Origin of the sequence: Leptospira ilyithenensis (assembly GCF_004771005.1) — a bacterium.
Taxonomy (GTDB): domain Bacteria; phylum Spirochaetota; class Leptospiria; order Leptospirales; family Leptospiraceae; genus Leptospira_A; species Leptospira_A ilyithenensis.
In genome coordinates this window covers 235,572-256,161 of the sequence record NZ_RQHV01000002.1, presented here as the reverse complement: position 1 = coordinate 256,161, position 20,590 = coordinate 235,572, and the positions used below count along the sequence as shown (strand labels likewise).

Here is a 20,590-nt window from a genome sequence, read left to right as displayed (position 1 = left end):
GACCAAGAGGCAAATGTGAAAAAAAAATTGGCGATCATAGGAACAGGCATATCCGGGTTGGGAGCTGCTTATTTTTTGTCCAAAGAATACGATCTAACTCTGTTTGAAAAAGAAAATTATACGGGCGGTCATACAAATACCGTAGATGTTTTGGAAAACGGAAAAGAGATTCCTATCGATACCGGATTTATCGTATTCAATCATGTCACTTATCCGAATCTGCTTCGTTTATTCGATAGACTCGGTGTTCCCACAAAAAAATCGGATATGTCCTTCAGTGTCCAATATGATCCCACAAAACTAGAGTTTTGTGGTTCCGGTTTGAACGGTCTTTTTGCACAAAAAAAGAATTTTTTCAATCTTCAGTTTGTCAAAATGCTTCTTGAGATCAATCGTTTCAATGAAACGGCTCCCCAAATACTGGAGAATCCCAAATACGACCACTGGGATTTGCGCGAGTATATGAAAGAAAACGGTTACGGTGAGGATATACTTGATTATTATCTGATTCCTATGAGTTCCGCCGTTTGGACCACACCTCCCGGTCTAATCTTGTCTTTTCCCGTCAAATCGCTCGTTCGGTTTTTTTATAATCACGGATTTTTAGGACTGAATAGCCAGCACCAATGGTGGACCGTGGACGGCGGATCAAGAGAGTATGTAAAGTTGATTACGAAAGATTTTTCGGACAGGATTCGTGTCAATTCAGGCATAAAGCAAGTGTTACGTGAAAATGGAAAAGTAAGAGTAGTGTTGGAGAACGGTTCTTCGGAGATTTTCGATAAGGCGATTCTTGCAACACACGGGCATACTTCTGCAAAATTATTGGGCGATCCGACTCACTTGGAAAGGGAGCTCCTCCCTCTTTTCACCTATCAAAAAAATACGGTGACACTTCATACGGATGAATCGGATATGCCTAAAAAGAAACTCTGTTGGTCCAGTTGGAATTACAAAATCATAAAAGACAAGGATGGAAACCGAAAACCATTTACAATCTACTGGATGAATCGTTTGCAGAATGTTTCTAAGAATCAAAATTATTTTGTAACCATCAACGATCCCGGACGAATCAAAAAGGAAGATATCATTCGTGAAGTCGAGTATGAACATCCTTTGTTTTCCGTGGAAAATGCAAAAGCCCAGAAAAGATTTCCCAAGTTGAACGAGGAAGGTCCGATCTATTATGCAGGGGCTTATTCCGGATATGGGTTTCATGAAGACGGATTTTTATCTGCGGTTAATGTTGCAGAGTCCATTTTAAAGCGGGATCCTTGGAAATGAATTCGGCTATTTACAAGGCATCGGTCTCGCATACTAGGACCAGACCTATTAAAAATCAATTTACGTACGGAGTTTTTACTTTCCTTGTCAACTTACAAGAATTAGATGATTTGAATCGCAATTCTTTTCTATTTCGCAGAAATCGGTTCGGTTTTTTTTCATTCTATGACAAAGACCATCTTCAGTTCGGAAAAAAGGATATATATGAAAACGTAAAAGAATTTTTGGCTGCATCCGGCATCCGGGATTCGATTGGCAAAATATTTTTGCTCACAAATCTCCGAATTCTAGGTTATGTTTTCAATCCTGTCAGTTTCTATTTTTGTTTTTCTGAATCGGGAACATTGATTTGTTCCGTTCCCGAAGTGGGCAATACATTCGGGGAAATAAAACCTTATCTCGGTTTGGTGAATTCGGGTGCAAAAGGAACGATCTCCGATCCTCAAATTCATTTAAGAGCAAAGAAAAACTTCTACGTATCACCGTTCATACCTCTTGATTCGGAATTCGAATTCAGACTTAATTTTCCAAAAGAAGAATTGAAAATCGGTGTGGATTCTTGGGAAGAAGGAGAAAGGATTCTCACTATGTCCTTTCTTGGAAAAAAAATTTCCTTTAATGATAAAAACTTGCTCATTCTTTTTTGCCAATATCCTTTCGCTACAGTCAAAATAATAGCTCTGATCCATTGGCAAGCAGTCAAGTTATGGATCAGAAAAATACCTTATATAAAAAAAGATGAGAATCCAGATAAACAAACAGGAGTTTCCCGTGGACAAGTCAGTGAACCGGTCTCTCTCGAAAAATAAGACTGAAAAGGTTTTTTTTATAGAATCATCGAAGGCGGAGCAATTAAAACAATATCCGATTTTCGAAAAGATATTTTTCAAAGCACTGAGCAGTATGCAAAAAGGATCACTCAGGTTGATTCTTCCTGATGGAACCAATCGACTGCTAGGTGATCATGATTCGGATTTTTCTCCCAAGTTTCATTCCGGGATGATTCATATCAAAGATCCTAGATTTTTCAAAAGAGCCGTCCTTCATGGAGATATAGGATTTTCCGAATCTTATCTTTTGGACGAATGGACTACGGATTGCATTGAAAATGTAATTTCCTGGTTTATTTTGAATGTGGATGATTCTCCCGGTTTGTCAGGAGCAAAAAAGAAAACATTTCATCTGGATTTATTTAATTTAGGAAACAAATTTCTGCATTTCCTACACAAAAATACTTTGAAAGGAAGTAGGAAGAATATAGTGGAACATTATGATCTTGGAAACAGTTTTTACAAATTGTTTTTGGATCCCACTATGACTTACAGTTCCGGCTATTTTGAAAACCTGGATCAAAGTTTGGAAGAAGCACAGATAAAAAAAGTGGATTTGCTTTGCAAGAAACTAAGGTTATCTGACAAGGATCATTTGTTGGAAATCGGAAGCGGTTGGGGATTTTTATCTGTATATGCTGCAAAGAATTACGGCTGTAAGGTGACTACGATCACTTTATCCGAGGAACAATTTAAATTTGCAAAAGAGAAAATTCAGAAGGAAAATCTAAACGATTTGATTGAGATTCGTATCCAGGATTATAGGGACATCCTCGGCAGTTTTTCCAAAATTGTTTCCGTAGAAATGTTGGAAGCGGTCGGGGATGCTTATTATGAATCCTTTTTCGGCAAGTGTCAGGAACTTCTGACCAAAGACGGTATTCTCGCCTTACAAGTGATCACTTGTCCCGATTCCAGGTTTCAGTCCTTTAAAAACGGAATTGATTTTATACAAAAACATATTTTCCCCGGCTCTCTTCTTCCTTCCATCGGAAGAATGAATGAAGCGATTAATAATACCGGAGACCTGTATTTATTTCATTTGGAAGATATGGGTTTGAATTATGTCCGAACCTTACGTTTATGGTCCAAGGCCTTTGAGGAAAATCTGAGAGAAGTAAGAGAACAAGGTTATAGCGAAAGATTTATCCGCAAATGGAGATATTATCTGGGATATTGTGCCGCAGCATTCCAAATGAGAAATATCAGCGTGATCCAATCCGTTTACGTAAGGCCGAACAATCTGAATGTCTAACGGGATAAATAAAGTATAAGCTCAAGCTGGCTTGAATTTTTCTTCCGCTTGCAACATATACACGAGATCAATTTCGGGAGAAGAATAACCCATTGCCGTAATGGCGGCAATGATTTGCCCTCTGTGATGAGTCCCATGATTGAAAACATGAGCGAGTGTTAGTGTGTAAGGTAAGTTAGCCTGAAACCCCCTCATGGTGCTGTATTCCAGTTTTTTCGGAATCGAGTTTAAGGATTGGATGAAACGTTCCCATTTGCCCGATTCATGAATCGCCAATTCTCTCAGTTTCAGCCGGTTGCTTTCCACTTCGCTGTCCAATGAAACTACGGGAGAAAAATTGTCGGCAAACCGAGTGTACCAAAGTCTTTCGGCAACTAACAAATGATTGAGTGTTCCGTGTATGGATTTAAAAAACAGGCCGAAATCTTTTTTATAATCTTCCTCGGGAATCCCTTGTATGTGTAAAAACAAGTGGCCTGTTGCCCATTGATGATAACGTGCAAGTGTCAATAGATGTTCTTTAGCGTCCATGTTCTGTCTTAAGCTTGAAAAGTAGCCTGTCTATTGCAACGATAAATATTCCAAGAATGTAATATGCACCGCTCAGAAATAAAAAATTTCTAAATACGGTTTCATAGCCTAGTTGAATGATATTAATGAAGGGGTAAGGATACTCTTGGATGAGAACCCCTCGGAAAAAAGTCCATGTCGCATATAGAATCGGGTAAAGTAACCAGACGAGGGCGTTTTTAAACTTTTGAGTTCCTCTTTCCAGGTAAAACACCCAATAGATCAGATAAAGCAAAGGTACGGTAGAATGAAGGTTTATATCTACGATGTACTGTAAACCTTGTGGGTTCCAGGTTCGTGAAAGCAATAGATGATAAATGATTGAGACGACCAGAATATAAACAAGAAGCCCTGTTTGAACGATGGGATTTTGAAAAATACCGTTTAACTTCGATTTAGGACGGATGAGTGAAAGTACGAAGAATAGAGCAATCAGAACATTTGTCCAGATGGTCATATAGCTGAAAAAACGAACAATAGCGGCAATGTAGGATGTTCCGTTGTCATGTGCGGTTGCAAGAGAAAGAAAGAGCTGTGCCGCAAGTGTCAGGATACCGATGGCGGAGGAAATAAATTGAAATAAAAGATGGGAAGGCATGTTATTACTTTCTCGAGGAAATTGAATAACCAATAGTAGGGAGAGAATCTTTTATTGTCTATCTGTCTTTTTGAAAAACGGATTGCCAATCCCCGGAAGGTTGCCCAATCTTCCCAATATGCGGGAAACACGATCCACATTTGAATTTAACGAACCTATTGAAAGACTCTGGTCTGCCATTACCGTTTATGAAGTGTTAACTCACTGGCTAGCGGATGAAGTGAGAGGGAGACCCAAGGAAGGGGGGGAGTTTTCCTGGACTTGGAAATTGGGGCTGGAAGGGGATTTCACCACAAAAGGGATTTATAAAAAAATCGTATCTGGCAAGGAACTAGTGATGGAATGGAAAGATCATCCTGCAGGCGATATTTTTTTACAATTGCTGTTCGAGTCCGTTTCCGACAACAAATCCAAGCTTACGATTGTTAATGGCGGATATCCCAGCTCCGATGCATTTAACATCTGGTTAGATGGCGCAAAAGAAGGCTGGGACGGCCAGGTAGAAAAACTAGTGACATTTCTAGCTGAAAAACCAGATTTCACAAAATTTATAAAAAAAACTTGATCTCTCGCCTCCTTCTAAAACCCTGGTAAAAGTAGAGGTTATTAAGGAGGGTTTCATTGGAATTTCCCGAACTAGAATCCTATTTTCAGAATTTGACGGACATTACAGATCGTATTGCAATGATGAACAATCATTTCGATGCGACGCCAGATGTTGATATTCCTATGTTAGATGAGTTCTACGATGACATGCAAAGTCATGCGTGGGAAACCACCGAACGTGAATATTACGAACTTTTCACAAGTTACTTTACATTTCATGTAAAAACGGTTGAAGAAATCGTTCAAGAAGCGAGAGAGATCTTGAATCCTGAAAATAGAGAGTATGTAAAAAAGCTTGTATCGCATATTAAAAACGCTGACGATTGGTTTCTTGGATTGAAGAAACGTCGTAAAATGCTAAGAACTCAAGTAGCATAGAGAGTTCTTTACTGGCTCCGGGGATTATCTCCGGGGTTCTTCCGGACCTACTCTCAATTGGCTTTACTTTTATCCCCGTATATATTTAGGTTTACCTTATGAAAGGGAAACCTTACCTTCTTTATCCTATATTTTTATTAATTTTTATTTTTTCTGTAGATTCGATTTTCCGCATTCCTTACATCCGATTTTTAACCAAGCTTGATTTAACAGCAGTTAATTATTCTGCAAAAACAGCACTTCTGGATTCTTTGATAGAAAAGGGGAATTTAAAAAAGGATAAAAAACTGATGATTATCCTCGGATCATCCAGGCTCCTTTATTTCGATGCCAAAGATCTGAAAGAGTTTTATCCGGATTGGGAGATTTACAATCTATCTTCCGCAGTTACAACTCCGGCTTATTATGACTATCAGCTAACCCGGCTTTTGGATTCGGGTGTGGTTCCCGATCTGGTTTTGATGGAAACCGATCCCAATCAGTTCAATCATAATTCCATATTTAAAATTTCAAATCTCACCTATAGCTTCGATTTGCCTTATGTATTGAAAAACATGAATCTTTTCGGAAAGGACAATGTATCTTTTTTTCTGGGAAGGAAGTTATTTGCAGTCGGTACTTATAAACCGTATGTGGATCAGATGTGGAAAAATTATAGAAATCCGGAACTAGCCGGGTTTTTGTCCATGAACCAGACTACTTTCGACTTTATAGTAAAAAACAACGGGCATGGTCTTTCACCTATTGACAATTATGTGGAGAAAGATGCAAACGTTCTGGAACTCACAAGCCATAGGACTTTGGATTGGTTATTCGCTTCTTATCATCCGAGTGAAATGCAATACGGTTTTTACGAGAAAATTTTATCCAGACTGCAATCCGAAAAAATCAAATCCATTATCATTTGGCCCACGTCTTCACCCAATTTCGAAAAACTGGTTCATAAGGAGAAATTGGTCAAGACCTGGGAAGAAAGAGTGGATCTTTTAAGTTCCAATTACGGTCAAAAAATCATGAAATTGAAGGATGAGCCGTCTTATTCTTGTAATGCGTTCGCCGACGGAGGCCACGTAGCTAAGGAGTGTTACCACTCTTTGATGAGGGCTGTTCTAACGGAATACTTTCGTAGATATGAGGCTCATCGTTTATAAACTGAGTCCCGCAAACAGGCAAGGCTCCTTCCGTGGTCGTGTCTCCCAGGATGATAGATTTGTAACGGTTATTCGCTTCTTCCGATTTTGTACTCGTTGCGCTTCCGTTTTTCACGGAAGTACTAACGCTGGTCGAATAAGCAGCCCAAGCCAGAACGGATTTGGAATTGCCGGCAGATTTAACAGTTGTCATGTTGGGATATTTCGTACTGCCATAACCTGACAGACTGTAATTGCCGGTAAACGCATAACCTGAACCTTGGGAAAAAGAAAGAGTTCCTGTTGCCGTATTGACACCCAATGGCCCCGCCACTATATCGTTCAAAGTCGACTCGAACGGATAAGCGGTATAAGCGGCACTTAAATCCAATGTTTCCAGATTTGTATTGGCATCAAACCGTTCTACACTTGTAAAATTCAAAGTTCCGGCGGATTGTCCCATAAATAGAATAAAAGTGCGGAAGAATGTATCACTACCTAGAGTTCCCAAAAGAGTGGAATTGAATCTGGAAGACTCCCGAAAAACAGACATTAGCTGACTTGCGGAACCTGCACGGATCCCTATACTGTTCCCTTGAACGGATTTTCTGAAAAATTCGTTCTTTTCCGCTTCCGTATTGCCGGAAATATCATAGAGATAACGCATAAATGCGTAAGCAAATGCATATTGTTTGAGGATAACGGAAGAGGTAGTGCTTTGAGTGGACCAATTTAAAAAACTCACACCATTCACTCCATTGGGGCATCTTGTAGAATCCGCACCTCGAAAACAATTGATTCTGTATTTCTGGGGTCCGTAACCTGCTATATCACTTGCAACTTCGCTCGTACCCTCATTGATCCAGGAATCATCGGTTGCTCTCGTTGCAACCATGTAAGGATAACGGATTAGATGTTGAAATTCATGTGCGGCGGTGGAAGAAAATGCGGTAGGGTCACTCACCAAAGCATCTATCAGCTCTTTTCCATCCATATAAAGTACTTCGGCATAATTGGATCGCAAACTGGTCCCGGGCTGGTCTGCAAAATAATTTACAGGATCGAAAAATCCGGCCACATAAGATGAGTTTGCTGTCGCACCGTCACGAATGTCCAAAACCAAAATTTTTATTTTTCCGCTTTTATCCACATCCGAGGGCTCTCCGAATGTGGAAACTAATTTAGGATAGGTGGTATCGTTGAATTCTTTTCCGAATGTTTGCAAATCGTAATTTACGGAAAGACCGCGTTCCTTATAAACATCGACTTTGGTATTGGAAGCGACTAACTCGACCGGAACGCAGTATGAACTTTGTGTTTGGATATTTCTTGCCCAAAGATCTCCTCCGGTTTCGCAGTTTCCGCTATTTGCAAATACTGTATATAAGGCCACTCCCAGTAGTAAATTATTATCATTGGATGACTCTTTCCCCGAAAATGGAGTCTTTATATTACAAAAGGAAAACCATAAAGCAATAAATGATAAGAGAAAATAATTCCTGATTGATTTGATTCTGGATTTGTTTAACAAGGAAACCACTCTATGAGAAATTTTATTCTGGCGATCGGTCTGGTTCAATTTCTTTTTTTGCCGTTTGGAATCTATTCTGAAACAAAATCGGGTCTTTACTTATCCGACGAGATGAAAACGGAAAATGGTTTCCTTTTTCTAGGTGTGGCAATCGGCAAAGAAAAAGACAAATATGTTTTTTTAGCACAAGAATTGAGATATCACAATCAGATCGGCTGGGAAGAATTTCTGTATTCCGGAATCGCAAGTGACGAGTTAGGCGGATGGACTTTGGTTCCTGACTCCTGCCAAATTCGCGCTAGCAAGGAATTTGAAAAGAAAAAGGGACTTTTGCGCCGGTTTGACTGCGAACATCTCCGATTTGCATTGCAAACGGATGCTTCCGGCCATTTGTTGAATTCCAGCTTGGCAGGAACATTCAAAGACCTGCCTTTACCCGTTTTTTTGGCTGATGTGTCTTCCGAACCGATAGGGATATCGTTTCCGCTTCCCAATGGAAAAGAAGAGGGGATTTGGGGGTTTCATTTGAATGGATTTGGCAACCAAAGCCCGCTCCAAGTTTGGGATCGGGAATCGGGCCTTTGGAAGCCTTGGAAAGGCCGAATTCAAGAATCGGAGGCTTCCAAACCTTCCATCTACAGATGGAAACGAACCTTTTCTAATTGACCCAGAACCAAAATGGAAAGACCTTCGTTTTACATTGAAAAAAATCAGAATCGGGGTAATTGCCGCTGCCGGGAAAGGCACGAGAGCATATCCGCGAACTAGTTTCATCCCCAAACCACTGTTTGATATCGAAGGAAAGACCATCCTGCACAGAAATGTGGAGTTGCTCTATAAAACCTTTGGTGTGGAAAAGGTGTACATTTTGGTTGGTCACTTGAAAGAACAGGTACTTGCCGAAATCGAACATATCCGATTATCCATTCCTAAAGTTTGTATTGAATCCAAACATTGGACGGAAAAGGGTCTTGCTTCGGATGTGGCCAGTCTCAGCGATGAGATTGCGGAACCGTTTCTCACAATCCTCGGAGATGAGTTTTATTATAAAACGGATCATGAAAATTTTTTAAAAACGATCAAACTTTATCCTAAGCTTGCAGCTTCCATCGGAATTGTAAAAACCTCATTATTGTCCAGAATCCGAAAAAACTATTCCGTAGAACTCGGAGGAGATCGGATTTTGAATCTGGTGGAAAAACCGGAAGATCCTCCGAATGAGCTTTTGGGTCTTGGTACTTATCTTTTTACTCCGATGTTTTTCGAATATTTTGGAAAGACACCTCCTTCTCAAAGATCAGGAGTAATTGAGATAACAGATGTTATTGATAAAATGGCAAAGGAATCTTCCGGAGGAGTTTATGCCACCAAGCTGTCTTGCGAATACTTCAATATCAATTCCATGCAAGACTATCATCATGCGGTTTATGAAGTCAGGAACGATCTGTTTCCCAAATTCAAAACCTCTCTTGTGATCCCTACATTGAATAACGAAAGATCCATCACGGACGTGATTGTCGATTTTAAAGACAAATTTCACGAAGTCATCGTCATCGACAACGAATCCAAGGATGACACCGTAAATTTAAGCAAAAAAGAAAAAGTAAAAGTTATCACCTTTCACGGAGAAGGCGATTCCGGACGGTTGGGCGAACAGGTCCGGAAGGGAATTGAACAGGCGTCAGGTGATATCATTGTAGTTGTTTCTCCGGACGGATCTTTTCGCTCCAAAGATTTTCCCAAACTCATAGAATATATGAAAGATTCGGATATGGTGATCGGAACTAGAACTACAAGACAAATGATCGAGCAAGGTAGCAATCTTAGCCCGTTGTATCGGCTGGTCAATTTGTTTATGGGCAAAATGGTCGAGTTGTTCTGGTGGGGACAAGAACCGAGATTCACTGATGCTGATTGTCATTTTTTTGCCATCTGGAAGGAATCTTATTCTCAAATCAAATCTCAGTTAGATGTGCATGACAAAAAATTCGTAGTGGAACTGATGATTGAGATTGTTCGTTCCCATATGCGTTGTATTGAAATCCCTGTTTCTTATTTCAAACCTGTGAACGTAGGGGTCTACCGTTTACGGGATATGATTAAAGATGCTTGGGGAATATTCGGAATTATCATTAGAAAGAAATTATCCTTAGGGGAAGAAGAATGACTAAGAAAGTATTAGTTACTGGCGGGTGCGGTTTTCTCGGATCTCATGTTTGCGAGTTATTTAGAAAAGAAGGCTGGGATGTGGTCAGCTTTGACAGTATGACAAAATACGAATTGAAACGAACCGGTTATGGTACGGATGCAACTCGCGATTATAATTGGAACTTCTTGAAATCACTCGGTGTTATAATGGTAAAGGGCGATATTCGCAACCAGGAACATCTTTTGGATCGAACGGAAGGATGTGATTTTATCGTTCATACTGCGGCACAACCTGCGATGACCATTTCCTGGGAAGATCCCGAACTGGATTATTCCACAAACGTACTCGGTACTTTCAACGTTTTGGAAGTCGCACGCAAAAGAAACATTCCTGTGGTAAATACTTCCTCCATTCATGTTTACGGTAACTCCATCAATGCGAGTCTGAAAGAAGGAGCAACTTCTTACGAAAGAACTCCCGTCGAAATCCCCGAAACTCAAAGTACAATGGTGGGCCAAATATCTCCTCTGCATGCTTCCAAAATGAGTGCGGAACATTATGTGCGGGCTTATTCCGATATGTACGGTATCAAGGCAGCCAGCTTCCGTTTTACGGGAATTTACGGAGAACGCCAGTTTGGTGGGGAAGATCACGGTTGGGTTGCGAATTTTGCAATTCGTTCCGTTTTCGGACTTCCTCTTCGTATCTTTGGAACCGGAAAACAAACCAGAGATATCATTCATGCGGCGGACGGAGCACAGTCTTATCTGGCATTTTTTAAAAACCCGATACCTGGTGTTTATAATATAGGCGGGGCGAGCGCGCATAAGATTTCGCTATTGGAATGTATCCAGTTGATCGGTGAGATTTTGGGCAAAAAGCAAGAGATCTTATTCGAAGTGGAAAGACCGGGAGATATGAGATACTTTGTATGTGACATTACCGAGGCTAAAAAATTCGGATTCGCTCCTTCCATAAGACCGAAAGAAGGTGTGACAAGGCTTCTCAAATGGATTGAATCCGAAAAATCCGTCTTTAATATCGCAGGCTAGATCTTTCAGTGAGCTCCAAAACTCTTATCGTCATTCCTGCGTATAACGAAGATTCTACGATTGAAGAAGTTGTGCGCGGAGCTATCGTTCATGCGGATGTTTCCGTGACGGATGATGCTTCCAAAGACAAAACTCCGGAAATTCTGAAAGAACTTCAGAAAGAATTCCCGGGACGACTTTTTGTGATTCGGCATGAAAAAAACACACATATCCCGGGGGGCATCCAGGATGGAATGAAACTTGCCGTGGAAAAAAAATACGATTGGGTGATCACAATGGATGCGGGCCTTTCCCATGATGCGGGAAGGCTCAAGGATTTTATCAATTTTGCCGACTGTGACTTGTTAATCGGAAGTAGAAAAGAAACTCTGAATGTTCCCTTCTACCGCAAGGTAGTTTCTTTTCTCGCCGCAAGAGCGATGAATTATTGTCTTTCCAAAGGTATATTCAATCTGCGAGGACCCGGGATTAAAGATTGTACTTCCGGTTATCGCAGGTATTCCAAATGGGCATTTCAAAAAATTGCGGATCATAAATTGGAATCGGTTGCATTCGATTTTCATATGGAAGCACTTTCCGTTGTATCTCTGCAAGGCGGAACGATCAAAGAAATACCGATCAGTTACGTATTTTCGAACAGTTCTTTTAATTCCAAAGTACTAAAACTCGCCATTCAATTTGCCAAAAAACTTTTATTACGGAAATTCGGATTCAGCGTTTGATTGTTGTGAAATCCCTGCTTGCATCTTTAAAATTCAGAACATTCGCCGTTTTCGTCCTGTTAAGTGGTGCTACATTCCTTCTGGATTATATTGTTTTTGAAAAACTATATTTTCTTTTTCCGAATGAAATGGAATGGGATACTTCTCCATGGTATAATTTTGAAAAAAAAAGGAGAAATATCAAATCGGAAAATTACGGCAATCAGGTACTCATCGCCGGTAGTTCCGTTGCTTTGTATTCCGCATTACCGGAAGAAATGAATGAAAGGGCGAACGGTGCTTTTCATGCTGATTTTTATTCCCATGTGGCGATGGCGCCGAGTGATTTGTATTATTATAAGGAAAACCTTTCTTCCTTAAAACCGAAGTTAGTTGTTTATCTTGTAAATTTTGCCGATTTTCAATGGGAATACGTTGAATTTCAAAATGGGAAATTGCAATTTGATAAAACCAAATGGCTGCTTGAATTTGCGGACCGTTATCCCGCCAAAACTTTTTATCCTACTTCCTACTTGTCCGAATACTTTTCCGATTTGGATAGAAAACGTCTTTCCAAGCTGGCCGGCAAATCACTATTCTATGTTAGTCGGTATCGTTCTTTTTTTTGGGATCCGATCGATGCATTCGTCGAAAACCATTTCCGAAGCGGCAGGAGTTTTCACCAGTATGAAGGTTCTTTGCCGAGGGAAGGAATTTGGGCGAAAGGTTGGACACTCGGGCAAGCGACAATGGTTTGTGAAACGGGAAACAAACAGGATGATTCCGTCTTTATTCCCAAAGCAAATACAAGAATCGAATTTTCCGTCTTTAATAAGGCACAGATGGCTTCGCTTGTTTCCAGAAAAGAAGTTTTATTTCCTAAGTCGGGTTGGGCTACGATCGATTGGCAGGAGTTAGGTGTTAAGAGTTCCGGTTTTTATCTGAAAATGCGGATCTTGCAAGGGATAAATACTGCCAAAGAAGTTGATTTATATAGAACAGGATTGGATTACCCCGTAGGTATCCGTTTGTCTCATTATTTTTGCAAAACACCGGTTTATAACGACAGATCGTATTCAAGAAAATCCTACTTCGATGAATCCCGTTTTCAAAGAATGTCTTCCGCAGAATACGATAAGGATTATTTCCAAAGAATGTTGGAAAACGCGGAACATAGAAAGGAATTGCATCGTCTGCGTTTGGTTCATTCCAAAAAAAAGGAAGTAAACAATCTTAGCTTTGAATCTTGGCCCGAAGTGGATCGAGTCCTTCAACTTTCCGCTTATTTCAAAGAGAAAAACATTCCTTTCCTGGTTGTATTTTCTCCTGAAAATCCGATAGAAGCCTCTCTTTATTCGAAGGGTAAATGGTTTTTCGGACTGAAAAATTATTTAAAGACTGGTTTGGATAAAAACGGACATGAACTCTATGACAGAACCAATTACATTCCCGACAAACGTTTCTTTTTTGATCCACACCATCTGACTTATGAAGGCGCTTCCTATTTTCAGTCGGATCTGAATGCGATCATTTTGGCAAATTCGAAAACCAGGTAAAAATATGAATCTTGTATACAATATTCTGACAGACAGTTTCCGGAAACTCGATTCCAAGTTACCGATTTTATTTATCGTATTCATTTTGTTATGGGGCTCGGTTACTTTCGGGTATTGGAAGAAATACGAATGGAATCCCACATGTATGGTGAATTTTGGAAAGGAATTCGCATTATTGAATGAAAAGGAAACTCCCAAAAATGCGATCGTATTTTTGGGAGAGAAGGGCGATTTGGGCGCGGGTTATGACGGCCAGATCTTTTATTATTTTTCCAGATCACTATCCAACCTTTCTTTGGATTGGCCCAAAGGGTTTGATGAGTCCTATCGCGCTCCAAGAATCGGATACCCGTTTTTGATTTCTATTTTCGGATTTGCCGGTGAGAAGTTTTCCGTTTTCGGAATGTATTTTTGGAATATATTGTTTCTTGTTTTGTCTTTTTTTGCGCTCAGGTCCCTTCTTTCCCCTAATTATAGTTATTTGGCAATTTTTTATCTTCTGAATCCTTTTTCTCTGGGGAGTTATTATGTTTTGGTAAGTGATTCGATCATGGTGTCTCTTGTCATTCTTGCTTATTATTTTTTTAAAAAGCAAAATTTTCTCTTATTTATTCTTTTGTCTAGCCTGGCGATCCTTACCAAAGAGCCCGCAATTTTTTTCTTATTTCCTCTGGGATTGAAAGCATTATCGAAAAAGAATCTGAAACAGATCTTTGCAGTTGCCGCTACTTTAGTCATACCTATCCTTTGGCATTCTTATCTTTCCTATCGTTTCCCCAATTGGAGGGCTGCTCGTCTAACGGACTTTATACTGCCTCTGGAGGGAATGATTCGTTATTCCGAATCGATTTTTGTCAGTTTGCAAAACGGATCGGGGTTTAAAGAAACGGCAAGAATTCTTTCCCGCTTTCCCCTGCTGATTTTATTTTTTCTGGGAACATTTCTTGTCTTTACAGGCAAATTGAAGAAAGGTTGGGAATTCCGAATTACTATCCTGCTTGTGATGTTTATGATAGGAACCGGAGGTTTTTATCATTTTTGGTCGGTATACGAGAATGTATCGAGAATGTTTACTCTTTCCATTCCAGCTTTGATTCTTCTTATCAATGAAGATGAAACAGTCCGTCATAAGGAATACATTCTTATGATAGTTTTGATCCTCGGACTTTTCCTTTTGAAAGTTCTGTTTATAACAAAATCTATGTTATATCAGGTAGGCACTTCACTCTGACAGATTATGCGGTTTCGGGATATGGAAAACCTTGATCGCTTCTTTGTTTAAGTTTGCAATCTCTTCTTTTTCAAAAACCACCTGAGTTCCGTCATCCAATTCGATGACGAGAAAAGGATCTTCGCCTTCCGTTGCTATCTGAAATAGTTCTTTAATATCTTTCGGTTCTTTGCCATTGACTTTTTTCAATATAACTTGTTGTAAAGAATGATATGCCTGATTTCCCGGTAGGGGTAAAACCTGGGAAAGTAAAATGACTTTTTTTGTTTCTCCCGTGTTATTGATTCTGTGATAATCATTCAGATAGAGCAATTGTTTGCTGACTCTGGTTCTCCATTGATTTCCGAATTCCATAAGGTAATGTTCGGATAATTCCAAAAACACAATACCGCCTAACATCAAGTACTCCGGTTTTCTATATCTTGTATTGCCGAACGGAATTCTCACTGCGGGCTCCGGGAAAGCCTCCATTTCAAAATCGACATTCATGATTTTGGAGTTTCTTAATATTTTCAGAGGGATTTTCTTATCTTTGCCGAAACCCAAATCTTCTCCCGAATGGAACAGATAGGAGAGCAGGATTTTTCCGTATTTGGGATGTTCGAAGTATCCCTTGGGATCGATCTTATGGGAACCTACTTCCAAAAGTACATCTTCCAATTTTAATAAAGAAGAAGCGGATGATTCGGGATAAATTTCCGCAATCAAAACTCCTGAATTTTCCTTTTTGACTCCGTAAAAGTTTCGGGAAGGCGCATCCGTCAAAGGGCGGAAGCGGAATCCTTTGTACGAGAAACATTTTTTTGTAACGTTACAATTCAAAAATTGATTGATGGTAAAGTTGGGAACCATCTTTCCCGTGTTTTGCGAATCTTTGAAGTAAATCAAAACTCCTTGCGGTATCTTTGATACTTCGTCTACAATAAGTTCTCCGATTCCTTCCAGTTTGTCATCGGATTGAACTTCTACATAAGGGAGTTCGATATATCCGTTTGCATAAGTATCTACGTCCAGTTTGATGGTTCTGATTTTTTTTTCAGATAAGTTTCGAAATTCCTTATATTCCAACACAACTCCTGCAGAAGCCAAAAATATTTCGGAGCCGAATTGGATGGGTGTAAGTCCCGTTCCGAATTCCTTTTCTTCCACTTTCAAAAGAGCAAGTCCCAAATCATGATCTATCTTTATCAATTTTGCGGTATAGTTTTTCAAAGAACCGAATTTTTGAACTTCGGTATTGGTTTGGTAGTAAACTGTTTGTGCAGTAGTCAGAATGAGATTTTCTCCGACAACTACCCCATAAGAATGACGGGTTTCCGGGTTTTTGAAACGCCAGGGTTGGATGAAATTGGGATATTGAACCGTTGATTTCACCTGAACGATAAAGTTATCGTCTTTGCCAACCGGAACGGATTTGGAGAAGATTTCTACGGAAAAAAGGGAGAAATAAAATAGAACAGACGTTAGTATGATTTTCATTTATTGGTCTCTGTTAGGTTGTAAGCGTTTCTGATTTCTTCGTCCGCTTTCAGGGTATCTTCCAAGTTTAATATCAAAGGAAGAGGCAAATCCAAAAAAGAAATTCGAACGTATTTGGATTTTGAATTTTGCAATAGCCGGATCATTTCATTTAAGTTGGAAATTTTTTTACCATTCACTTCGGAAACCGTCATATTGATATAATAGTCCAGGGCGGAATTGATAGGATGCGAAAGTTTTCTATATAGAACAACATCTTCCTTTTGGTTCTCTTTGATCTCGGGAAAATTTTGAAATCTATATAAAAACTGGCTTCCACCTTGAGTTTGACCGACTCTTGCCCAGGCTTCCAATAGATCCCGATTGAGAGGCTGGAACACCAGGCCTGCAAAAATAAAATATGGGTAGGGACGATCGTAACTGGACCGCATATAATCCAAATCTTCCATTCTCTTTGCAGGAAAAGACACATTCAAACGTTTGCCGTCCCGAATCAGTTCGAATTTGATTTGTTCTCCCGCAAATTTATTATCTACAATTTCTATAAAATCGACTCTGGATTCGGAATTATAGGCAACAGTTCCGTTTTTTCCGATAGGCATACCATCGATGGATAACAACAGATCTCCCGGATAGAGATATCCTTCTCCCGCACCTCCCCGCAAAACGTTCGTTATAAAAACTCCTTCAGCATCTTCGGGAATTTTTCTGAACTTTCTATGGGAAAGCGAATAAGAGGACTGAACATGCACACCCAGTTCCACATAACCGTCGTATTTTCCGTCTTCGCTGTCTTTTAAAAAATGACTGATTACGTTAGTAGGAATGATGTATCCTATATTCTCACCCTTAGTTGCTGCCTGGAAAGCGACCCCGACCACCTTTCCGTTTTGCAAAGCAGGCCCGCCGGAATTTCCGGGATTGATTGCTGCATCCACTTGGATTACCAAGTGACTATCCACTTGAGAGTGAGCATAAGTCGACTGTTCAATACGCGATACGATTCCCCGACTAATGGATATTTTGCTGCCACCGATCGGATAACCGACTATATCGATTGGTGTTCCCAGTTCGGGAATATCTCCAAATGAAAACTCATAATTGTCATCGTAAAAGGATCCTGATTTTGCTTCCAGGATAGCAAGATCGCAATCATGAGCGATATATACAGTTTTTAGTTCATACCATTCCGTTTGTTTGTTTCTTTGCGCCTCAATGAATTTTGCATTGGATACAACATGAGCGTTTGTTAGTATTCTGTTTTTGCCGATTAGGAATCCTGTTCCTGTCGCGCTTGTCACATTACCGGATAACCAAGGAGAATAGGGGTCATTGGATTGAGAATACACTTTGATCTGAACTACCGCTTTTTTGATTGTTTCTATCGACATCCCTGCTTCTGCTAAGGCGGGTGTTTCGGCAAAAAGAGTGCAAGATGAAAAAATTAGGCTGACAAGGGTAAAACAAGAAAGAAACTTTCTCAATTGTAACGCCATGGGTTTGTTTGAATTAAGCATTTTGGTATCTACCACTGTTTTTAGTGCAATTGCAGGGGTTGTATCATTTAGTAAAAATCCCCGCACACCTATGAAAATTAGTTTTAGCATTCTCACAGGCTTGTTTTCTCTAGGGAATCTCAGTGTTCTATTAGACTCTAGCCTTTTTCAATTTCAGTATCTGGCGAATCCGCATACTTCTCCCAGTTTTCTTATTATTTTTTGTTTTGCACTTCTTAATTTCGGACTTCAGTTTCCCACTTATTTCAGAAACAAACCTTCTTTGTCCTTGTTAGTATCATTTATATTAGGCGCAGGCACTATGCTCCTTCTCATCGACTGGGGATTGTCAAACGAAATGAATCCTCTTGCAAGTGATATAATTCTAAATATATTTTATCCTGCTTTCTATGCGATTTCATTTTTTGCATTTGCTTCCGTGATTTCGATTAAGTTGCAATTCAGCTTTCCTGCGATCTCCAAATTTATGTACAGTGCTTGTGGTTCTGTGATTCTATCCTTCCTGTTTTCTATTTATCTTTTTTCAAGCGATGATTACATTCCGAATCTAAATCATTACTACTTACAATTTTTAGTTTTTTGTGATTTGTGTTTTTTACTTTGTTTTGTGTTTTTTCTGATTCATTTTTCATTTACTCCGGATTATTTAACTCACCCGTTTTCATATCTATTCGAAACTTCGAAGAAAATTTTCGAAGATTACGACAATGCCAGCTCCGAAGGCTCGAGAGAACTCAAACAAAACTTATGGACGTTATACGAAAAAAGGAATTGGAAATCCGTCATGGACTCTTTTTGGTTTCAGATTCTGGTGGATGAAACTCTGGACAACGCATTGGAGCACGGCGGCAAACGAGGGGATGACAAGATCACTGTCCATGTATTCGAATCAGCTAGATATATAGATGTTTACGTGATCGACAGAGGCAAGGGATTTAATCCTCGTTTGGTTCCAAACCCTCTTAACACCGATAGGAAAATGGTTTCTACGGGAAGAGGGATTCATATCTTGAAAAAACTATTTATTGTCAGATGGAACTTTTTAGGAAATGAAATATGTATCCGAATCGACAAATCCAAATCCGAAAATTGGAAAAGTTTTCACTGAGTTTCAATGTCCTTCGAATTCACAGATGGAATAAACATTGATTCCATATTTTTCCTTGATTCTTACTGCTCCACCTAAATCAGGTAAGTCGATAATGGTTGCGCATTCATGAATGATACCTTTCAGGCTTTGCACAAGTTTGATGGACGCTTCCAAAGTTCCTCCGGTAGCAATCAAATCATCCATGATCACTACTTTTTCCCCTTCTTCAATTGCATCTATATGGATTTCCACATGGTCTACTCCGTATTCCAAAGCATATGCTTCCGAAATCGTTTTGCCAGGTAACTTTCCTTTTTTTCGGACAGGAACGAATCCCACTCCCAATTGGAAGGCAAGTGCCGCACCAGCGATAAACCCTCGTGCATCAATGGCAACTACCTTTTGAATTCCCTGGTTTTGATAACGTTCTACAAACATGGCTATTGTAAGTCGGAATGCTTCCGGATCAATGAGCAGGGAAGTTATATCACGGAAAAGAATGCCAGGTTTTGGATAATCAGGAATGGTTCGTATCTTGGACTTTACAATAGACATAAGAAATGAATCTCATTTTTGTCCGGCTTTGACAATAAAAAAAGGCCGGGTAGTTCCCGACCTTTCCTCGCATTTGAGAAATTTTTTCTTTTTCGGTTATCTCATCTGTCTGAGTGCCAAAATCCTTTCTTCCAAAGGAGGGTGCGTTGCAAACAATGATAAGAAACCGCCTTTTTTAGAAGAAATCTTGAGAGATGCAAGTGCTGCGCCCCTTTCATCTGCGGGCTGGTCTATTACTTTGCGCAAAGCTTCCAAAGCAGAAATCATGGACTCACGCCCGGCAAGTTTCGCTCCTCCTGCATCCGCACGAAATTCTCTGATTCTGGAAAAGTAAGCAACCGCGATTGAACCTAGAATTGAGAATGCAATGTCTAGGGCGATCGTTACAAGAAAACGCACCATATGTGCCATCTCTTCTTTCACCGAATTGGCAATAAGCATTGCAATAATTCTGGAAATAAACATGGCGAATGAGTTCACGACACCTTGGATGAGAGTCAGCGTCACCATATCACCGTTGGCAACGTGAGATAATTCGTGTGCTAAAACTCCTTCCAATTCTTGACCGCTCATTCTGTTGAGTAGTCCTGTGGAAACAGCAACGAGAGAACTGGATTTGCTCGGGCCGGTAGCAAATGCGTTCACTTCAGGTGAATCGTAAATACCTACTTCCGGCATGGGAAGGTGTGCCCTTTGTGCAAGAGATTGAACTCTTCTGTACACTTCCATCTCATGTGAAGAGGCATTTTTAGGATCTATGGTTTTTACACCCATAGACCATTTTGCCATGTACTTTGAGAGGAAGAGGGAAATGAAAGATCCTACCATACCCCACATCAAGCAGAATACGATCAGTTGAGTTAAGTTTACACCGAAAGCTTGTATACCGAACCCAAAGTAACCAAGCACGTTGGTTACGATGGAGATCGTAGTCATGATTAATATGTTTGTAAGTAGGAAAAAACCAATTCGTTTGATCCAGGTCATAGGAAGTTTGCTCTCCTTATAGCTAAATGCTCTTGAGCTTCTAATATTTAGACTTTCAAGAACGCCTGATTTCTAAAAATATACAAGCCTT

Annotated in this window: 20 protein-coding genes; 13 read left to right on the top strand and 7 right to left on the bottom strand. The window is 39.9% G+C overall.

The genetic code is table 11. From position 1 onward, the window contains the following. Positions 1-15 precede the first annotated feature (15 nt). The 3 genes from EHS11_RS01560 to EHS11_RS01550 all read left to right on the top strand — a co-directional run bounded on the left by EHS11_RS01560 (position 16) and on the right by EHS11_RS01550 (position 3,369). The gene (locus tag EHS11_RS01560) at positions 16-1,284 is read left to right on the top strand and encodes an NAD(P)/FAD-dependent oxidoreductase (protein WP_135762647.1); all 1,269 of its coding nucleotides are present in this window, start codon (positions 16-18) and stop codon (positions 1,282-1,284) included. After that, positions 1,281-2,093 carry a DUF1365 domain-containing protein gene (locus EHS11_RS01555; RefSeq protein WP_246047498.1) on the top strand — a complete coding sequence of 271 codons (813 nt, stop codon included), beginning with the start codon at positions 1,281-1,283 and terminating at the stop codon, positions 2,091-2,093. Before EHS11_RS01560 ends, EHS11_RS01555 begins: the two co-directional genes overlap by 4 nt. A 94-nt stretch (positions 2,094-2,187) precedes the next feature. Further along, the gene (locus EHS11_RS01550) at positions 2,188-3,369 is read left to right on the top strand and encodes an SAM-dependent methyltransferase (RefSeq protein ID WP_135762646.1); all 1,182 of its coding nucleotides are present in this window, start codon (positions 2,188-2,190) and stop codon (positions 3,367-3,369) included. A 21-nt stretch (positions 3,370-3,390) separates the two neighbouring features. Here the strand turns inward: EHS11_RS01550 and EHS11_RS01545 are convergent, their stop codons facing one another. After that, positions 3,391-3,900, bottom strand: coding sequence for a DinB family protein (locus tag EHS11_RS01545; protein ID WP_135762645.1), 510 nt, complete (start codon positions 3,898-3,900; stop codon positions 3,391-3,393). Beyond that, positions 3,890-4,537: a Pr6Pr family membrane protein gene (locus EHS11_RS01540; protein WP_135762644.1), complete on the bottom strand. Its 648-nt coding sequence runs from the start codon at positions 4,535-4,537 to the stop codon at positions 3,890-3,892. The genes EHS11_RS01545 and EHS11_RS01540 overlap by 11 nt, the downstream gene beginning before the upstream one ends. A 118-nt stretch (positions 4,538-4,655) precedes the next feature. Between EHS11_RS01540 and EHS11_RS01535 the strand changes: the two genes are divergently transcribed. From EHS11_RS01535 to EHS11_RS01525, 3 genes are all read left to right on the top strand, one after another. Continuing rightward, complete coding sequence (locus EHS11_RS01535) at positions 4,656-5,102, top strand: SRPBCC family protein (protein ID WP_135762678.1); 447 nt, start codon at positions 4,656-4,658, stop codon at positions 5,100-5,102. 56 nt (positions 5,103-5,158) lie between these two features. Then, positions 5,159-5,521 carry a PLU-1-like domain protein gene (locus EHS11_RS01530; protein WP_109022340.1) on the top strand — a complete coding sequence of 121 codons (363 nt, stop codon included), beginning with the start codon at positions 5,159-5,161 and terminating at the stop codon, positions 5,519-5,521. Between the two features lie 98 nt (positions 5,522-5,619). Beyond that, positions 5,620-6,672: a DUF1574 domain-containing protein gene (locus tag EHS11_RS01525; RefSeq protein ID WP_135762643.1), complete on the top strand. Its 1,053-nt coding sequence runs from the start codon at positions 5,620-5,622 to the stop codon at positions 6,670-6,672. Here the strand turns inward: EHS11_RS01525 and EHS11_RS01520 are convergent. Then, entirely contained in the window at positions 6,596-8,191 is a 1,596-nt protein-coding gene (locus EHS11_RS01520; RefSeq protein ID WP_246047496.1) for a peptidase MA family protein, read from the bottom strand. The genes EHS11_RS01525 and EHS11_RS01520 overlap by 77 nt on opposite strands. Positions 8,192-8,194: 3 nt before the next feature. Here EHS11_RS01520 and EHS11_RS01515 point away from each other — a divergent pair, with 3 nt between their 5' ends. The 6 genes from EHS11_RS01515 to EHS11_RS01490 are packed head-to-tail and all read left to right on the top strand — an operon-like array spanning position 8,195 to position 14,871. Continuing rightward, entirely contained in the window at positions 8,195-8,848 is a 654-nt protein-coding gene (locus EHS11_RS01515) for a hypothetical protein (RefSeq protein WP_135762642.1), read from the top strand. A gap of 34 nt (positions 8,849-8,882) precedes the next feature. Next, the gene (locus tag EHS11_RS01510) at positions 8,883-10,349 is read left to right on the top strand and encodes a glycosyltransferase family 2 protein (protein WP_135762641.1); all 1,467 of its coding nucleotides are present in this window, start codon (positions 8,883-8,885) and stop codon (positions 10,347-10,349) included. After that, complete coding sequence (locus tag EHS11_RS01505; RefSeq protein WP_135762640.1) at positions 10,346-11,383, top strand: NAD-dependent epimerase/dehydratase family protein; 1,038 nt, start codon at positions 10,346-10,348, stop codon at positions 11,381-11,383. The genes EHS11_RS01510 and EHS11_RS01505 overlap by 4 nt, the downstream gene beginning before the upstream one ends. Before the next feature lie 8 nt (positions 11,384-11,391). Then, positions 11,392-12,105 (top strand): glycosyltransferase, encoded by a 714-nt coding sequence (locus tag EHS11_RS01500; RefSeq protein ID WP_135762639.1) that lies wholly within the window; start codon positions 11,392-11,394, stop codon positions 12,103-12,105. Between the two features lie 5 nt (positions 12,106-12,110). Then, a complete protein-coding gene (locus tag EHS11_RS01495) occupies positions 12,111-13,640 on the top strand; it encodes a cupredoxin domain-containing protein (RefSeq protein ID WP_246047506.1) in 1,530 nt (509 codons plus the stop codon). A gap of 4 nt (positions 13,641-13,644) precedes the next feature. Beyond that, complete coding sequence (locus tag EHS11_RS01490) at positions 13,645-14,871, top strand: AZOBR_p60025 family cell surface glycopolymer formation protein (protein WP_135762638.1); 1,227 nt, start codon at positions 13,645-13,647, stop codon at positions 14,869-14,871. On the opposite strand, the gene EHS11_RS01485 is transcribed toward EHS11_RS01490, so the two are convergent. Next, a complete protein-coding gene (locus EHS11_RS01485) occupies positions 14,863-16,350 on the bottom strand; it encodes a PDZ domain-containing protein (protein ID WP_135762637.1) in 1,488 nt (495 codons plus the stop codon). The two genes, EHS11_RS01490 and EHS11_RS01485, sit on opposite strands and share 9 nt — an antisense overlap. Further along, complete coding sequence (locus EHS11_RS01480; RefSeq protein ID WP_425460524.1) at positions 16,347-17,867, bottom strand: S1C family serine protease; 1,521 nt, start codon at positions 17,865-17,867, stop codon at positions 16,347-16,349. The genes EHS11_RS01485 and EHS11_RS01480 overlap by 4 nt, the downstream gene beginning before the upstream one ends. A gap of 70 nt (positions 17,868-17,937) precedes the next feature. On the opposite strand from EHS11_RS01480, the gene EHS11_RS01475 reads away from it, so the two are divergent. After that, positions 17,938-18,975, top strand: a complete 1,038-nt coding sequence (locus EHS11_RS01475; RefSeq protein ID WP_135762635.1) for an ATP-binding protein — start codon at positions 17,938-17,940, stop codon at positions 18,973-18,975. A gap of 3 nt (positions 18,976-18,978) precedes the next feature. On the opposite strand, the gene EHS11_RS01470 is transcribed toward EHS11_RS01475, so the two are convergent. Further along, positions 18,979-19,512: an adenine phosphoribosyltransferase gene (locus EHS11_RS01470; RefSeq protein ID WP_135762634.1), complete on the bottom strand. Its 534-nt coding sequence runs from the start codon at positions 19,510-19,512 to the stop codon at positions 18,979-18,981. A gap of 96 nt (positions 19,513-19,608) precedes the next feature. Beyond that, positions 19,609-20,499, bottom strand: a complete 891-nt coding sequence (gene htpX / locus EHS11_RS01465) for a protease HtpX (protein ID WP_135762633.1) — start codon at positions 20,497-20,499, stop codon at positions 19,609-19,611. Positions 20,500-20,590 lie beyond the last annotated feature (91 nt).

What these genes read in the sequence shown, in the direction of transcription:
- EHS11_RS01555 (WP_246047498.1), top strand. Translation starts at nt 1,281, where the DNA reads ATGAATTCGGCTATTTACAAGGCATCGGTCTCGCATACTAGGACCAGA.
- EHS11_RS01550 (WP_135762646.1), top strand. Translation starts at nt 2,188, where the DNA reads ATGCAAAAAGGATCACTCAGGTTGATTCTTCCTGATGGAACCAATCGA.
- EHS11_RS01545 (WP_135762645.1), bottom strand. Translation starts at nt 3,900, where the DNA reads ATGGACGCTAAAGAACATCTATTGACACTTGCACGTTATCATCAATGG.
- EHS11_RS01540 (WP_135762644.1), bottom strand. Translation starts at nt 4,537, where the DNA reads ATGCCTTCCCATCTTTTATTTCAATTTATTTCCTCCGCCATCGGTATC.
- EHS11_RS01535 (WP_135762678.1), top strand. Translation starts at nt 4,656, where the DNA reads ATGCGGGAAACACGATCCACATTTGAATTTAACGAACCTATTGAAAGA.
- EHS11_RS01525 (WP_135762643.1), top strand. Translation starts at nt 5,620, where the DNA reads ATGAAAGGGAAACCTTACCTTCTTTATCCTATATTTTTATTAATTTTT.
- EHS11_RS01515 (WP_135762642.1), top strand. Translation starts at nt 8,195, where the DNA reads ATGAGAAATTTTATTCTGGCGATCGGTCTGGTTCAATTTCTTTTTTTG.
- EHS11_RS01505 (WP_135762640.1), top strand. Translation starts at nt 10,346, where the DNA reads ATGACTAAGAAAGTATTAGTTACTGGCGGGTGCGGTTTTCTCGGATCT.
- EHS11_RS01490 (WP_135762638.1), top strand. Translation starts at nt 13,645, where the DNA reads ATGAATCTTGTATACAATATTCTGACAGACAGTTTCCGGAAACTCGAT.
- EHS11_RS01485 (WP_135762637.1), bottom strand. Translation starts at nt 16,350, where the DNA reads ATGAAAATCATACTAACGTCTGTTCTATTTTATTTCTCCCTTTTTTCC.
- EHS11_RS01480 (WP_425460524.1), bottom strand. Translation starts at nt 17,867, where the DNA reads ATGCTTAATTCAAACAAACCCATGGCGTTACAATTGAGAAAGTTTCTT.
- EHS11_RS01475 (WP_135762635.1), top strand. Translation starts at nt 17,938, where the DNA reads ATGAAAATTAGTTTTAGCATTCTCACAGGCTTGTTTTCTCTAGGGAAT.
- EHS11_RS01470 (WP_135762634.1), bottom strand. Translation starts at nt 19,512, where the DNA reads ATGTCTATTGTAAAGTCCAAGATACGAACCATTCCTGATTATCCAAAA.
- htpX (WP_135762633.1), bottom strand. Translation starts at nt 20,499, where the DNA reads ATGACCTGGATCAAACGAATTGGTTTTTTCCTACTTACAAACATATTA.